The sequence below is a fragment of the Hanstruepera sp. CR43 genome (assembly GCF_055227665.1).
Map to the genome: position 1 here is coordinate 1,008,966 of NZ_CP200078.1, position 15,248 is coordinate 1,024,213.

The 15,248-nt window shown below is 35.0% G+C and carries 16 protein-coding genes; 3 read left to right on the plus strand and 13 right to left on the minus strand.

Annotation, left to right across the window (positions count from 1 at the left end; translation table 11 throughout):
* Window positions 1-7: 7 nt before the first annotated feature.
* From ACKXGU_RS04505 to ACKXGU_RS04520, 4 genes are all read right to left on the minus strand, one after another.
* A complete protein-coding gene (locus ACKXGU_RS04505; RefSeq protein ID WP_463466861.1) occupies window positions 8-1,678 on the minus strand; it encodes an alanine/glycine:cation symporter family protein in 1,671 nt (556 codons plus the stop codon).
* An 86-nt stretch (window positions 1,679-1,764) separates the two neighbouring features.
* A complete protein-coding gene (locus ACKXGU_RS04510; RefSeq protein ID WP_463466862.1) occupies window positions 1,765-2,796 on the minus strand; it encodes a potassium channel family protein in 1,032 nt (343 codons plus the stop codon).
* 2 nt (window positions 2,797-2,798) lie between these two features.
* Window positions 2,799-3,026: a PspC domain-containing protein gene (locus ACKXGU_RS04515; RefSeq protein WP_103051403.1), complete on the minus strand. Its 228-nt coding sequence runs from the start codon at window positions 3,024-3,026 to the stop codon at window positions 2,799-2,801.
* A gap of 16 nt (window positions 3,027-3,042) precedes the next feature.
* Window positions 3,043-4,314 (minus strand): DUF2851 family protein, encoded by a 1,272-nt coding sequence (locus ACKXGU_RS04520; RefSeq protein ID WP_463466863.1) that lies wholly within the window; start codon window positions 4,312-4,314, stop codon window positions 3,043-3,045.
* A 169-nt stretch (window positions 4,315-4,483) separates the two neighbouring features.
* Between ACKXGU_RS04520 and ACKXGU_RS04525 the strand changes: the two genes are divergently transcribed.
* Window positions 4,484-5,281, plus strand: coding sequence for a hypothetical protein (locus tag ACKXGU_RS04525; RefSeq protein ID WP_463466864.1), 798 nt, complete (start codon window positions 4,484-4,486; stop codon window positions 5,279-5,281).
* 89 nt (window positions 5,282-5,370) lie between these two features.
* Here ACKXGU_RS04525 and ACKXGU_RS04530 read toward each other — a convergent pair whose 3' ends face one another.
* Window positions 5,371-6,351: a PLP-dependent cysteine synthase family protein gene (locus ACKXGU_RS04530; protein WP_463466865.1), complete on the minus strand. Its 981-nt coding sequence runs from the start codon at window positions 6,349-6,351 to the stop codon at window positions 5,371-5,373.
* A 121-nt stretch (window positions 6,352-6,472) separates the two neighbouring features.
* A complete protein-coding gene (locus ACKXGU_RS04535) occupies window positions 6,473-7,708 on the minus strand; it encodes an ABC transporter permease (RefSeq protein WP_463466866.1) in 1,236 nt (411 codons plus the stop codon).
* Here ACKXGU_RS04535 and ACKXGU_RS04540 point away from each other — a divergent pair, their 5' ends adjacent.
* Window positions 7,709-8,956, plus strand: coding sequence for an exo-beta-N-acetylmuramidase NamZ family protein (locus tag ACKXGU_RS04540; protein ID WP_463466867.1), 1,248 nt, complete (start codon window positions 7,709-7,711; stop codon window positions 8,954-8,956). It abuts the gene before it with no gap.
* Here ACKXGU_RS04540 and ACKXGU_RS04545 read toward each other — a convergent pair.
* The 5 genes from ACKXGU_RS04545 to ACKXGU_RS04565 form a co-directional block, all read right to left on the minus strand.
* Entirely contained in the window at window positions 8,953-9,357 is a 405-nt protein-coding gene (locus ACKXGU_RS04545; RefSeq protein ID WP_463466868.1) for a hypothetical protein, read from the minus strand. The genes ACKXGU_RS04540 and ACKXGU_RS04545 overlap by 4 nt on opposite strands.
* 160 nt (window positions 9,358-9,517) lie before the next feature.
* Window positions 9,518-9,748, minus strand: a complete 231-nt coding sequence (locus ACKXGU_RS04550; protein ID WP_463466869.1) for a hypothetical protein — start codon at window positions 9,746-9,748, stop codon at window positions 9,518-9,520.
* 14 nt (window positions 9,749-9,762) lie between these two features.
* Window positions 9,763-10,743 (minus strand): hypothetical protein, encoded by a 981-nt coding sequence (locus ACKXGU_RS04555; protein WP_463466870.1) that lies wholly within the window; start codon window positions 10,741-10,743, stop codon window positions 9,763-9,765.
* A gap of 64 nt (window positions 10,744-10,807) precedes the next feature.
* A complete protein-coding gene (locus tag ACKXGU_RS04560) occupies window positions 10,808-11,647 on the minus strand; it encodes a sterol desaturase family protein (RefSeq protein ID WP_463466871.1) in 840 nt (279 codons plus the stop codon).
* Window positions 11,648-11,665: 18 nt separating this feature from the next.
* The gene (locus tag ACKXGU_RS04565; protein WP_463466872.1) at window positions 11,666-12,160 is read right to left on the minus strand and encodes a YkgJ family cysteine cluster protein; all 495 of its coding nucleotides are present in this window, start codon (window positions 12,158-12,160) and stop codon (window positions 11,666-11,668) included.
* Between the two features lie 63 nt (window positions 12,161-12,223).
* On the opposite strand from ACKXGU_RS04565, the gene ACKXGU_RS04570 reads away from it, so the two are divergent.
* Complete coding sequence (locus ACKXGU_RS04570; RefSeq protein WP_463466873.1) at window positions 12,224-12,922, plus strand: class I SAM-dependent methyltransferase; 699 nt, start codon at window positions 12,224-12,226, stop codon at window positions 12,920-12,922.
* On the opposite strand, the gene ACKXGU_RS04575 is transcribed toward ACKXGU_RS04570, so the two are convergent.
* Both ACKXGU_RS04575 and ACKXGU_RS04580 read right to left on the minus strand, forming a co-directional pair.
* Window positions 12,898-13,512 carry a hypothetical protein gene (locus tag ACKXGU_RS04575; protein WP_463466874.1) on the minus strand — a complete coding sequence of 205 codons (615 nt, stop codon included), beginning with the start codon at window positions 13,510-13,512 and terminating at the stop codon, window positions 12,898-12,900. The two genes, ACKXGU_RS04570 and ACKXGU_RS04575, sit on opposite strands and share 25 nt — an antisense overlap.
* 17 nt (window positions 13,513-13,529) lie before the next feature.
* A complete protein-coding gene (locus tag ACKXGU_RS04580; RefSeq protein ID WP_463466875.1) occupies window positions 13,530-15,167 on the minus strand; it encodes an amidohydrolase in 1,638 nt (545 codons plus the stop codon).
* Window positions 15,168-15,248: the final 81 nt, after the last annotated feature.

Below are 15,248 nucleotides of genomic sequence, written 5' to 3' on the forward strand. Positions count from 1 at the left end.
GTTTTAATTACATGTGTTTTGTAATGTCTTCATGGCCATCCTCTAATGCCTCCTTTTTGATAGATATCGCATTTAGATAACGTGCCATTTCTTCACGTACTTTAGGGAATAAGAGTAATAAACCTATCATATTTGGAAACACCAAAGCCAAGATCATAGCGTCCGAGAATTTAATAACAGCATCTAAAGTTGCTGCTGCTCCAATAACAACGAATAACAGGAACAATACTTTGTATGTTAAATCAGCTGCTTTACCTCTTCCAAATAAGTATTTCCAAGACTGTAATCCATAATAAGACCATGAAATCATAGTCGAAAATGCAAATAACACAATTGCAATAGTCAACACATAAGAGAAACCTGGAATAACCGAGTCAAAAGCTTCAGATGTTAAATCAACACCACCAATTCGTTCCCCAGTAGCATTAATCATAACATTACTGCCTTCTACCGCACCATAGGTAAATACACTCTGCATATTAGCACCATCAATATTGAAGAATATGATTACTAATGCTGTCATGGTACAGATAACAACTGTATCGATAAAAGGCTCTAAAAGCGCCACAACACCTTCTGACGCAGGGTATTTAGTTCTAACAGCTGAATGCGCAATAGCAGCCGATCCAGCACCTGCCTCATTCGAGAAAGCCGCACGTTGGAAACCAACAATTAAGACACCCATAAAACCACCTAATCCTGCCATTGGCGTGAAGGCACCTTCAATAATTAATCCGAAAGCATCATCAATATATTGGTAGTTAGCAAAGATTATTATTAAAGCTGCTAATATGTAAATACCAGCCATGAAAGGCACCACTTTTTCAGTAATTTTTGCAATTCGCTTGATACCACCAATGATTACAATACCAACCAAAACAGCTAAAATTACACCAATAATCGTACCTGTAGCACCACCTTCTAATCCCATAAGTGATGATAATTGAACTGTTGCCTGATTTGATTGAAACGCATTTCCGCCACCAAATGAAGCTCCCACACATAATATAGCAAAAAGTACAGCAAGAACTTTACCAATTCCGGCTTTTCCTGTTGCTTTCAATCCTTTGGATAAATAATACATAGGACCACCATAAATGGTTCCATCATCTCCTACATCTCGATACTTGACACCAAGCGTACACTCCACAAACTTTGTTGACATACCCAATAATCCACAAACAATCATCCAAAAAGTGGCACCTGGTCCACCAGTAGCAATTGCAACAGCAACACCGGCAATATTACCCAGGCCAACTGTTCCGGACACAGCCGTTGCCAAAGCCTGAAAGTGAGAAACCTCACCATGAGCACTTTCATCACGAATAGTATCTTTTATATCTTCTTCAGCAAGCGCTTCATCATTATCGTATAATTTATCTACTCCGTGCTTCTCTATATCAACATACTTACCTCTTACAGTACTGATGGCAGTTGGAAACCTGGTAATACTTGGCACCTTAAAATATAAGGTAAAGAATGTTGCTCCAGCAACCAATAGAATTACAACAACAGGCACATTAAGTCCTGCTATGGGTACTGAAGTCAATATAAAACCTTCCCACCAAGATGCGACAGGCATAAAGGCATCATTTACTTTTTCATCAATTCCCTTTTCTTGAGCGAAAGTTATAAAAGGGACAATTAAGGTCAATAGAAACAGAAGATATTTCTTCATAATTTGAAAAGTTAGTTTAGTTTTTGTTTTAAAGCTAGCAAGATGCTAAAAAAAAATGAGTTTTTAAAACAAGAGTTGTTAAATCCCTACAAATGCGATTTGATATTATATTCGGAATTCAATCTCTGTATTTGTTCTGGTCTACCTAATACAATAATTTTTGAATTGGGCAGGAGTTGCTGATCTGCTTCAGGATTAACAATATACTCACCGTCACCATTTTTATAACCAATAACGTTGCAACCCGTTTTTCTTCGTAAATCCAAATCCCGAATGGTCTTAATTTCAGAAGCATCATATAATTTATTTACAGGAATTTCTTCAATATTGATATTAGCCTTCCCCACAATGGATAAATTATCAATGAACTCAATTAAATCTGGAACTACAACCAAGGATGCCATGTGGTCTCCTCCAATTTTATCTGGAAGAATGACATTATTTGCTCCAGCCAATTTCAACTTTTTATATGAAGTTTCTTGTGATGCACGGCTGATGATGGTCATTTTACTATTGATTTGTCTAGCTGATAACACCACAAACAGATTATCAGCATCGTTTGGCAAAGCTGAAATTAACGTACTGGCTCGTTCAATGCCTGCTTGAAATAAGATTTCATCTTCATTAGCATTTCCATGGATAAACGGAACCAATTCATTTTGGTACTTATCAATTATCTCCTTCTCTCTTTCAATAACAACAAAAGGTTTCTTATAGGCTATTAACTTCGTAACTGCCTGCTTGCCGTTTCGTCCGTAGCCACAAACAATAATGTGATTAGACAGACTATCAATCTTTTTTTGCATCTTTTTTTGTTTAAGTTCATCAACATTATTTTGACTCAATATGTATTCCGTTATAACCTTTAAGGCATAACCCACAATAACAACACTGGCTAAAATTAGAAAAATAGTAAAAATTTTAGAAGCATCATCCAGTGGTCTGACTTCTCCAAACCCAACCGTTGTAATGGTTATTACAGTCATGTACAGCGCATTGATCCACGAGTAACCCGAAAGCACTTTAAATCCAACAACGCCGATAAACAATAAGGCTACCAACAGAATAATAGCTGTGTAAATTTTAGATCGGAATAAGCGTAGTATTTTATTACTCATGTTTATAAATCAAAAACTGATGACCGTTTGGTATATAATAAATCCTTAATTCGCATCCAAAAGGCAATGAAAAGATACAAGGCAAAACCAAATCCCAAGGTCACAAAAGTCAGGTACATAAACGAGGTTCTGACTACCTTGGCACGAATTCCCAATCGATCTGCTATGCGCTGACAAACATAGTATCCATGCTTTTGAAAATACAGTAAAGACCTGTAGAAAATGTTCATGCTGCAATGTAACAATTTATTCGTTTAGTAAGGCGTTTCCAACAGCACATTGTAAACACTTTTTCTTATCACAATAGGCTGTTTTTAGCTGAATGAGCGCTTGCGAATATCCAGCCGAATTGGGCAGGAACCTTAAATCCTGAAACTTCGAAACGATACTGTTTTTCTCCGCAGGTATTTGTTGCATGAGCTCAAAAACAGCTTCTACTATATCTTGTCCCTGACTTTGAGCATAGGCAAACTGAATAGGAACAATCGTGTTAATAATCAATAGGTGTATAAACGATTTGGTCAATCCTTTTTTTGATTTTCTTGATGGTGTCCCGAAGTTATAATGCGCTTCCCAATAGCTGGGTGTAGACACTTCAAATAGCTTATAGATACTTTCTAAATCATCACAATTTATGATACTGGAAAACAAATTTTGATGTGTATGGTACAAGCTAGCTAACTGTGACAATCGAATGGTTGGAAAATTGGTGGGACGCAGTCTGAAGAATTGTACTGGTGTGACACTGCTATTATCCAATGAAAACTTGTGTTTTATAAAGTTATATCGTTTAATTAATTCATCATAATAGCCGTCCTCCTGTTGCTTATCCAACAATCCAGCTTGCCCAAAAAACAAGGCTTCCAAATCTGGCTGATTGGATTGCAATTTTCTGATAATTGAAAAATCTATGGAGTTGGCCATACTTAAAAAAGCCTCGCCATTAATATTGAGACCAAAGTTTTTGGCTAACATGGCACACAACACCGCTTCCCAATTGTTTTTTGATTTTTGCAAAAGGTTTTCAATAACTTGAGACTTTTGTTCCAAACGCTCAAAATAGAGCCGCTCCAACCAATTGGAAAGGACGAAATCATCTACTTGTGCAAAATCTTTTTCACAATAAATCCAGTGGTTTTGTTTTTGAACTAGCTGATTGTAATTGTTTAGAAATTTACTATCTACAATTGGTTTTAACTCTAGCGTTGGAATCGCTGTATTGTCTTTTCGAAACACATCGGTATCATGTTCCCAAACCACATGCAGAATGACATTGTCGTAATTGGTATCTGTTTCATGATGGTGGACATACCAGTCACTGGATTTTATATGAATTTCGACATTACCTGCCCATAATTGCCCATCAATACTTATTTGGGCATTAAAAAAATCAGGACCTGCACCCAAATTGTGTTGACCCAATGACTTGATATTAACCAATTGGTTTTGGGTTGTCTTTAAGTTGGTAGATTGGAATTTGTTGAACTTCCAGATATGGTGCAATAGGGTTTCTTGCATTAAAACAAGTTACAAAAAAATACCTCATTTTTAACAAGAAAATTCTGCAATCAAAAACCTTTTTAAATCTCGTTTGACTTTATAAAATAAAAAGTCGAACTTCGTTTAACGTTGTATATAAATCATTAAAACGATATCATATACTCAACGTTGTAGAGCATTTAAGAAAATGAAGAACATAACCACAATCCTACTTCTGATTTCAACTTTTAGTTGCTTTTCACAAGCGAAACAATCTGAATTAGTTCTTTTAGCGGAAGCTTATCATAAATACCATTATACGAACAATATAGACAATTCCATTTTTGAAAAAATCGATAAAATTAGTTCGCCCGAACTATTTAAAGAAAAAGAATTCATTGCGGAATTAATCAAACCTAATAATGATATTCTGAATGTCAAATTCCTCACTAAACCAGACATAACTACTTTAGAGAATATATTTATAATCAGAGCTTTGAATTACAATATGTTTAAAGACAAACCAATAAAAAACAATAAAGTAATTGAACAAGTGAAATCTGAACAAATCAGTTATCAAGAAATGTTAAGTACTTATTACAATATGATTTTCGGAGTACTAATTAATAAACACGAGGATTTGGATTTGAGCCAAAAGAGTTTTGATTTAGTCAATTTGAATTTAACAACGAAGCAGGAAAGGGGGATTTTCTTCTTAACAAGTATGGAACGATTTGGTTCTGATATTTGGGGTTTTATGAATATTCCCAAACAAACTGACTACGATAGCGCATTGGAAGTTATTAATCGATATCCAAAATACAACGGAGAAGAATATTATAAATACAATGATTTTGACTTTAGTGACTTTCTAATAACTGTCGATATTCGAAAACCAAAAGTTAGTTATAAGGATTACTACTTAAAAAAATATCTTGAGACGTTAAGTTATCATATGGAAATAATGAAATTTAACCAACAAAAAGAAACAACTGAAAAACAATAAAAAACGCTCTACACATCGGCTATAATTCAGCGTGGCTTATGCCCTATTCTGGAAAATATGTAAATTTAACCAAGCTGATTTCAAAAAAACTAGTCGATATACCCCATTTTTCGCATCCAGTCGTTATTAAACATTTTGCCTACATAACGACTGCCGTGATCGTGAAATAAGACCACAACCACATCGTCCTTACCAAAATGTTCCTTTAACTGCAATACCCCTTTTATAGCCGCACCAGCCGAGTTGCCTAAAAACATCCCTTCTTCTTTAGCCAATAACTGGGTGTAAATCGCAGCATCTTTATCGGTTACTTTGGTAAAGCCATCAATAATGGAAAAATCCACATTTTCTGGTAGGATATCTTCACCAATACCTTCGGTTACATACGGATAGATTTCTTTTTCATCAAAAATACCTGTTTCGTGATATTTTTTAAACACACTACCATAGGTATCTACACCCCAAACCTTAATATTAGGGTTTTGTTCTTTTAAATATTTGCCCACGCCTGAAATGGTTCCACCAGTACCAACACCAACTACAAAATGCGTGACTTTACCATCGGTCTGTTCCCAGATTTCAGGACCTGTACTTTCATAATGTGCTTTGGTATTGCTTGGATTGTCATATTGATTGACATACCATGAATTTGGTGTTTCTTCTCCCAAACGTTTAGATACTGAATAGTAACTGCGAGGGTCTGTTGGTTCTACATCCGTTGGACACACAACCACTTCGGCTCCAACCGCACGAAGGATATCCATTTTTTCTTTTGACTGCTTGTCTGAAATTACAAAAATACACTTATAGCCTTTTACAATGGCTGCCAATGCCAAGCCCATTCCCGTATTACCCGAAGTACCTTCAATTATGGTCCCACCTGGTTTTAAGCGACCATCGGCTTCAGCATCTTCAATCATTTTTAGAGCCATACGGTCTTTAACCGAGTTACCTGGATTAAAGGTTTCGTATTTGGACAGCACCAAACATGGTAATTCAGCAGTTAGCTTGTTTATTTTAACTAAAGGCGTGTTACCAATAGTTTCCAATATATTTTTAGCGTATTTCATGGTCAAATATTTGCGATGCAAATTTACAGGAAAAGTTAGAAAAGTAAAGAAATGATGTGGTTATTTAAAACATGTCTCCATTTTGAGATTGCCACGTCGCTAGCTCCTCGCAATGACAAGACTACTCAAAACGCATAGCCTTGACAGGTGATATTTTGGTAATAACATAAGATGGGACAATGAGCATGAGCAAACACATGATAAAGGTACCAATGTTTAAAGCGACCATATAACCAAAACTTAAATAGACAGGTGCTTCAGTAACGTAATACACATCCGGATTTAAGGGGAACAATTTGAAATATTTTTGAGCCAGCAGAATACCCAAACCTATAAGATTACCCCAAAACAATCCTAAAACAATGAGATAGGATGCATTGTAAAGAAATATTTTTCGGATGCCCAAGTTACTACTTCCCAATGCCTTTAGGATTCCAATCATTTGCGTACGCTCCAGAATAAGAACCAATAAAGCGGTAATCATATTAATGCCTGCTACCAAAATCATAATGCCAATAATACCATAGATGTTTTTGTCAAAAATGTTAATCCATTCAAAAATGGAGGCAAATTTCTGTTCTACAGTAATCGTATTAAGTTCCGAAGGAGTGTTTTGATAAATAGCATTCTGAACTTGGTCCAAATCATCATAATTCGCAACAAAAACTTCAAAATGACCAACCTGATCATTTTCCCATTTATTCAGACGCTGCAAATGTTTGATATCTGAAATGATATAGGTTTTATCAAACTCCTGAAAACCCGAATTGTAAATCCCCACTATTTTGTAAGGAATAATTCGTGGTTGTTTGTTGTAATCTTCGCGTAGGAAGTAGGTTTGAATAGTATCACCCAAATTGAGTTTTAGCCTATTGGCAACGTATTGGGATATCAATACATCTTCACTGTAAGTGTCAGTATATTTAGGTAATTCACCTGCCACTAAAAACTCCTGAAAATAATCCCACTTGAAATCGGTACCAACACCTTTTACAATAACCGCCTCAAAATCGGTTTCAGTTCTGATGATTCCAAATTTAGTAGCCACCCCTTGAATGTGATCAACACCTTCAACCGTTTTAAACTCTGGATAAAATTCTTGATTCAGTGATATGGATCCATCACTTTCCTGGGAGTTATTATTCCCAAATTTAGAAATCATAATATGGCCATTGAAGGCTACAACCTTATCCCGAATTTTTTGTTGCAGGCCTATACCTGTAGCAATAGCAATCATCATGACCACCATACCTATGGCAATAGCTGCAATACCAATTTTTATTATTGGTGCCGAAACGCTACTTTTATACGCTTTACTATCAATTATACGTTTAGCTGTAAAATACTCGAAGTTCAAATGGCGCAATTAAGTTTTTATAAAATCAAAAATACTGTTTTATTATTTGTTTTGGCATTGATTTCCTGTGGAAACTTTTCGCAAACGGAACAAGCCTCCAATAAAAAACCTTTTGAAGAAAATCCTAAAAAAGTTCCAAAAAATATAGAGATCATTGTAGGTGCGAACCGTACCGAGCAATACCTGTCAATACTAAACGGTAAACGTGTAGGGATTGTTGCCAATCAAACATCGGTTATTTTTAAAGAAACAGGTTTCACCCATTTAGTAGATTCATTAGTATCCTTAAACGTTGATGTGGTAAAAGTATTTGCCCCAGAACACGGTTTTCGTGGTACCGCAGATGCCGGTGAGCTCGTAAAAGATGGTATTGATACCAAAACGGGATTACCGATTATTTCCCTTTATGGGAAGAACAAAAAACCATCTAAAGAACAACTGGCAGATATCGATTTAGTTATTTTTGATATTCAGGATGTTGGGGCCCGCTTCTATACTTACATTTCATCCTTACATTATGTTATGGAGGCTTGTGCAGAACAGGACATTTCACTGTTGATTTTAGATAGGCCCAACCCAAATGGGCACTACATTGACGGCCCTATTTTAGAACCTGAACACCAAAGTTTTGTTGGTATGCACCCAATACCTGTAGTTCACGGTTTGACCATAGGTGAATATGCTCAAATGATTAATGGTGAAAAGTGGCTGAAAAATAATGTGATATGTGATTTAAAAATTATTAGCTGCAAAAATTACACACATCAATCATCATACAGTTTACCCATAAAACCTTCACCTAATTTACCAAATGATGTAGCAATCAATTTGTATCCAAGCTTATGTTTTTTTGAAGGTACTAATATCAATGCTGGTCGTGGGACTGATAAACAATTTCAGGTTTTTGGCAGTCCTTACTTGAATAACCAGATATTTAAATTTCAATATACTCCCGAATCGAATGATGGTGCAAAATACCCCAAACATGAGGGTAAAGCTTGCTATGGTATGGATTTGAGTGATACTAATAAATTAGATCGATTAGATTTAAGTTATTTAATTCAAGCCTACAAAAACACTGCAAACCAAAACGAATTTTTTATTGACTTCTTTACCAAACTGGCAGGAACTAAAAAACTTCAGCATCAAATTGAAAATGGTTTAACTGAAGAAACTATTAAAGCGTCTTGGGCAGAAGGCTTAAAGGATTATCGCAACATGCGGAAACCGTACCTGTTGTATAATTAATTATCTGAATAGGATAGTTTTGTGCGCTCGACAGAGGTCAAGTTTTTCGAGTCATAAATGTGTAATACGAACACAATCTTTTTTGAAGATTGACTGACCACTAAAACATGTTTCCCCTTTGAAAGTTCTGACAGAGGAAGCTTAAACTCATTTTTATTGACATAGGAATCTATCTCTCGCTTGTAATCAGAATTTATGGAATACACATAAGTAATTGGCTTATTACTTTGCAACAATAAAGTGTCTTTTGTCTGGTTTAAATCGTGAAAAATATCGGATGCACTGATATTGGAATTTTTTTCAATTAATCCAATATGACTTGACTGTGCTGAAGCTTGATAACAAGTTCCTGTAGCACAACAAATAGCTAAAGCAAAATAAAACGTTAGTTTCCCAATCATTATTCCATATGTTTAAAACAACACATAATGAATCCCAAACGGTAAACATATACAAATCAACTAGTTAAAATAGCAGTTAATCTGTAAACGGCAAAAAAATAGGATGAATGAATAAACTTTTGCTAATAAGATTACTAAAAATCAAGAAGTACCCATCAAATCAAAACAACTGATATCCAACCATAATCCCAAAATTGGAAAGTCCATTGGATCCCGGATTATTTATAATTTTTTCTGATCCCATATATCTCAATTCAGCTGAAAACTTATCAAATCGAACGCCTACTCCAACAACAAAATTAAAATAACCTCCAGATATGGTTTCAAGTGGTATATCTTCACTAGACCCATTAAATGTATTTTTTCTTGTCACAAAAAAATCTTCAGACAAGGTTTGACTTCTTCCTAATCCAGCATTAATAAACGGTACAGCTTTTTTTCTGGTTTAGCAAAACTATAACGAAATAACAAAGAAGCATCTAGGACCGTATGATTAACATGCAAAGGATTATAAATGATAAATTGAGTACTATTGGTCTTATTATTTAGCTCGCCAGAAATCTGACTATAAGTCAATTCAGTAAACATGGACCATTTACCTAATTTTCTTGAAATAATTAATTCGTAGGCTATACCTACATTGAATTTAGAAACCGATCCTTTGTCAAAGTCTTCCAACTGATTAACATCACTATTAACCTTAAAGCTAGAAAAATAGTAACCTCCAGTTGCATAAAATCTATTTTTTACCTTTTTGGTTTCTTTGACGTAATAATTCGTTTTGTCATTACCTGACGATGTACAACTATTGTATTCACTTATAATTTTCATTAAATCTTTTCTTTTGTACTTTAAATTTTCAGTGGCTCGGACATTTCCACAATCGTTCATCAAAAGATTTAACTGACCTATATATTGTCGCAATTTGAAAATTTTATCGTTGTTTTTTGAAAAGGATTCTCGATAGATTAATTCTTTTATTTCTCCATCTTTGCCATAAAAAAAATGATCTCTTGTATCATAAAAATGGTAGAGGCTTAGATTCCCTTCAACAAGCACATTCAAAAAAATATGCATTTCTTTAAATTCAGGCTTTGTTGTCTCATCCATTTTTTGCAAACGTTGTTCCGTCACGTCAACAATTACCTTATGACTGATATATTTATCATCTACAACACCAAAAGCTAATAAATCTTCTGGTCTGTAGGTTGCTTCGTTGGAACCATTTTTAAAACTAATTGTTTCAGGTGTTTTTTTCCAGTCTTGATAATTTATTTCTCCATGTATTACCTGATTGTTTGAAGTAGTAACTGTTCCTGGTAAGTAGTTAGTTTGTGCCATTACAGATGTTACACATAACATCATGGCAAGTTTGAAGATTTTCATTTTTGGTTTTTTAATTGTTAGGCAATGATAAGTGAAATAAACTTAAAAACTAAAGAAAATGCAACTATTGTTTACTATTATATATGGTAGGCTTCTGATATTTTTGAAAGGGTTGTTTCAATAACTCACTAATTTTTCCATTGGCTTCTTCATCTGGAAAAACATCTACGCCATAAACTATTTTTTCACGATCCAATTCCATATAAGTCCCAAAGAGTCTGTCCCAAATTGAAAAAATATTGCCATAGTTCGAATCGGTATAAGGCAACACATAATGATGATGCACCTTATGCATATCCGGCGATACAAGAACATAACTTAAGAGTTTATCAACTCGTTTGGACATTTTAATATTGGCATGCGTAAACTGTGTTGCTACAAGAGATAATGATTGATAAAGCATGACAATGCCTATAGGTGTCCCAACAACGAATACCCCAAACAAGGTAAACGCGAATCGAATAATACTTTCAATGGGGTGATGCCTGTTGGCGGTGGTTGTATCAACATTATGGTCTGTATGATGAACCAAATGCACCATCCATAAAGGTTTTACCTTGTGTTCAACAAAATGCGCTAAATAGGCACCAAAAAAATCCAGCAATAAGACACCTAACAAAACGTAAAGCCATAGTGGCATTTCAGGTAACCAATTAATAAGTCCAAATTCATTTACCGAAACCCAATCCGCGGTGTTAAGTAGTAAAAAAGCTAGTGCAAAATTAATAATGATAGTGGTCAATGTAAAAAACAAGTTAGGGAGTGCATGTTGCCACTTTTTGTATTTGAATTTGAATAATGGCAACGAACCTTCCAACAACCAAAAAAAGGTAATACCACCTACCAGAATGATACTTCTATGAAGTGACGGGATGGTTTCAAAATAATTAATTAAATCCTGCATGAATACCTACTATATTTTCTACAATTTAATTCTTTTTTTCATTTCTTCAACAATGTTAAAAGCTGCTGGACAAATAGCCACATTTTTGAGTGTCAAATTAGATATCTGTTGGAATTTCTTTCTATCAGTATGTGGAAACTCTTTACACGCTTTGGGTCTCACATCATAAATGCTACAATAATTATCTGCTCCTAAAAAAGTACACGGAACCGATTGCAAAACATAGTCATTCTCTTCATCGATTCGCAAATACGTCTCAATGAAATCTTGAGGTTTCATTTTAAAATGTTTGGCTATACGTTCAATATCCTTATCGGTAAATAAAGGCCCAGTCGTTTTACAACAGTTGGCACATTCTAAACAATCCGTTTTTTGAAACTCCTGATCATGTAATTCCTGCATCACATAATCTAGTTGCTTGGGTGGCTTCTTTTTTAGTTTTTTAAAGAAGGCTTTATTCTCGTTATGTTTATCTTTGGCCAGCTGTGGCAGATTATCAATAAAGTCTTGCATGCTGTAAAAATAGTCAAACTAATTATAAAAAATGGATTCCTGCCTTTGCAGGAATGACAAAATATGAAAGATCTTTTTGGGAAAGCCTTATTGGATTATTACCACGATAATTATACGGAAGATATTATAACGGCAACCAATATTTCGGATGAAGATGAACTGCCTTTACCCTACCTCTTCAGAGATTTTAAGAATATGCCTAAATTAGAACAAAAGGCCTTACAGCTTGCCAAGGGCTCTATTTTGGATGTGGGTTGTGGATCCGGATCTCATAGTTTGTATCTTCAAAACAAGGGCCTGAACGTGAAAGCCATTGATATTTCAAAAGGCGCTGTTGAAGTTGCTCAAAAACGTGGATGTAAGAAAGTTCAACAATTGGATTTACTAGATGAAAGCGAACAATTTGATACCATTCTGTTATTAATGAATGGTACTGGCATTTTTCAGGAAATTAATCAGGTTGCCAAATACTTAAAACATTTAAAATCGTTGTTAAGACCTAATGGTCAAATTTTGATAGATTCTTCAGATATTCAATATATGTACCAAGATGAAGATGGTGGTTTATGGATTGATACCAACGCTGGTTATTATGGCGAATTGGATTATTATTTAAGTTATAAAGGTGAGGAAGAAACACCCATGAAATGGCTTTATTTGGATTTTGAAACCCTATTCTTGGCTTGTAAAAGCGTTGGACTTAACTGCGGAAAAATCATGGATGGTGAGCACTTTGATTATTTGGCACAATTGTCATTATAGTAAGTCACAACAGCTTCTAAATCTTTTTTCTCAAAGGTATTATTTTCAATTTTATTTACAAGATCTGGACAATCTTTAAAATATTCAATGGCGCGTTTTTTAAAACCTGTGTATTTGTGAAACCCTTCAGGAATCTCATCGTTTCGCACCAATAAACTTTCTTCAATCATATCGTAGGACGTACCAAAAGCTCTATTCTGCGAGTATGCAATTGTCCTTTTTAAAAGTCTTATTTCCCCATCAACAATTAATTCAGCAAATCCCTGTTTAGTTTTTTTATCATTTTTATAATATGTTACAAATTTTGCTGTTCTTGTTTTATCATATTTTTTACCATTAGACTTCGACCTGTAATGCAGTTCAAAAATTACGCTATCAACATCATTAATTTTAATGGTTACAGTCGGCTTTTTTTTGCCTTCCGAAAATCTTAATGTTTCTTTACTTTTAGATGGGTCAGATACTCTTGCCATTCCTTTTAGAACACTTCCATCTTTTAAATATACTTCAGCAGGTTCCCAGTCTTCATTGTATTGAGAAAACCCATTTTGCCAACATAGTAGAATTAGTAATAGTAAAACGCTTTTCATAATATTTTTCAGAACTGTTAATTTACTCTTTCTCCATTAACATAGGTTTGCAATACTTTTGTATTTGGAACTTCGTCAATAGGCACCTTCATAATATCTCTATCGATAATAATAAAATCAGCCCATTTACCGACTTCGATACTGCCTTTTTCCTGTTCTTCAAAATTGGAATATGCTGCCCAAATGGTCATTCCCTTAAGAGCTTCCATACGTGTCAAACCATTTTCCTTTTGAAAGCCTCCTTCCGGATAATGCTCTAAATCTTGTCTGGCAACGGCAGCATAAAATGTTAAAAAGGGACTCACTTGCTCCACAGGAAAATCAGTACCCAAGGCAATTTTTCCATAATGCTCCAATAATTTTTTGTAGGCATAAGCTCCATGAATACGTTCTTCACCAACGCGATCTTCCGCCCAATACATATCACTGGTCGCATGTGTAGGCTGAACAGAAGGCAAAATATTGTCAAAATATTGAAAATCTTCTGGTGACACTACTTGTGCATGCTCGATGCGCCAACGTCTGTCCTGTTTACTTGACAAGGCATCCTTGTAGGTCAATAACACCTGATGATTGGCAGAATCCCCTATGGCATGGGTATTCATTTGAAATTCAGAATCTGCAATGCGACTTGCAGAATTTTTTATGTGATTTAAAGACATCACAGGTAATCCGTAGGCATCTTGTTTGTCAGAATAAGGTTCACGTAACAACGCTCCTCTGGATCCTAAAGCACCATCGGCATAAAACTTGAAAGATCTGACATTCAACCGTTCTGTTTTGGTAATTCCTGTATTTAAATAATGATTCAAATTCGTTTCTGTACCAGGTACCATCATATAAAGTCTCATTTTCAAATCGCCTGATTTATGGAGGCTATCGATTAAGTTAATAGTTTCTATCCATGGTGATGTAAAAATATCAGGTCCAGCATCTGAAATTGTGGTCAGTCCATTTTCAAAACAAATTTTTTGAGCTGCTAAAAGGGCTTCAATAAGTTGTTCCTGATTAAATTCTGGCCAATTATTCATAACCAATTGTTCGGCATTATCTAAAAGAATACCCGTTAACTTTCCATCTTTTACCTCCACTTCACCACCTTCAATGGTACTGTTAATTGTGACCTTTCCCAAATCTAATGCTGCTTGATTACAAAAAGATGCATGGCCGTCTATACGCGTAAGCGCCACAGGGATATTAGGAAACAATTTGTCCAAAAGCGTTTTATCAGGCATATTTTTATCTTCCCAATCGTTTTGATCCCAGCCTCTGCCTTTTATAAATGGCATGTTGTGTTCTTTTTGAAAATCCAACACACGTATAATCATGTCATCAAAACTTGTGGTTCCTATGAGGTTGACCTGTTTTTGCAATTGCCCTAGGGTTAAAAAATGGGCATGTGCATCGATAAGTCCGGGTAGAACAGTTTGCCCTTCGGCATCTATTATGGTGTCCGCAGCGTATTTTTCCTGTAATTCTGTTGATGAGGCTAGATCAAAAAACTTCCCATCTTTTATAGCAAACGCTTCGCCTTTATCATAGCTATCCAAAAGCGTATAAACGTTGGCATTTATGACAATGGCATCAACCTGTGGTTTCTCTTTTTGACAAGACAAGATGCTTAAAAAAATTAAAGGCAGAATACGTTTTATCATGAATAGATATTTACAAAATCTGCCCTAAATTAACAATTATAATTAAAAATTGAGATACCACTACACGATAATAAGATTACG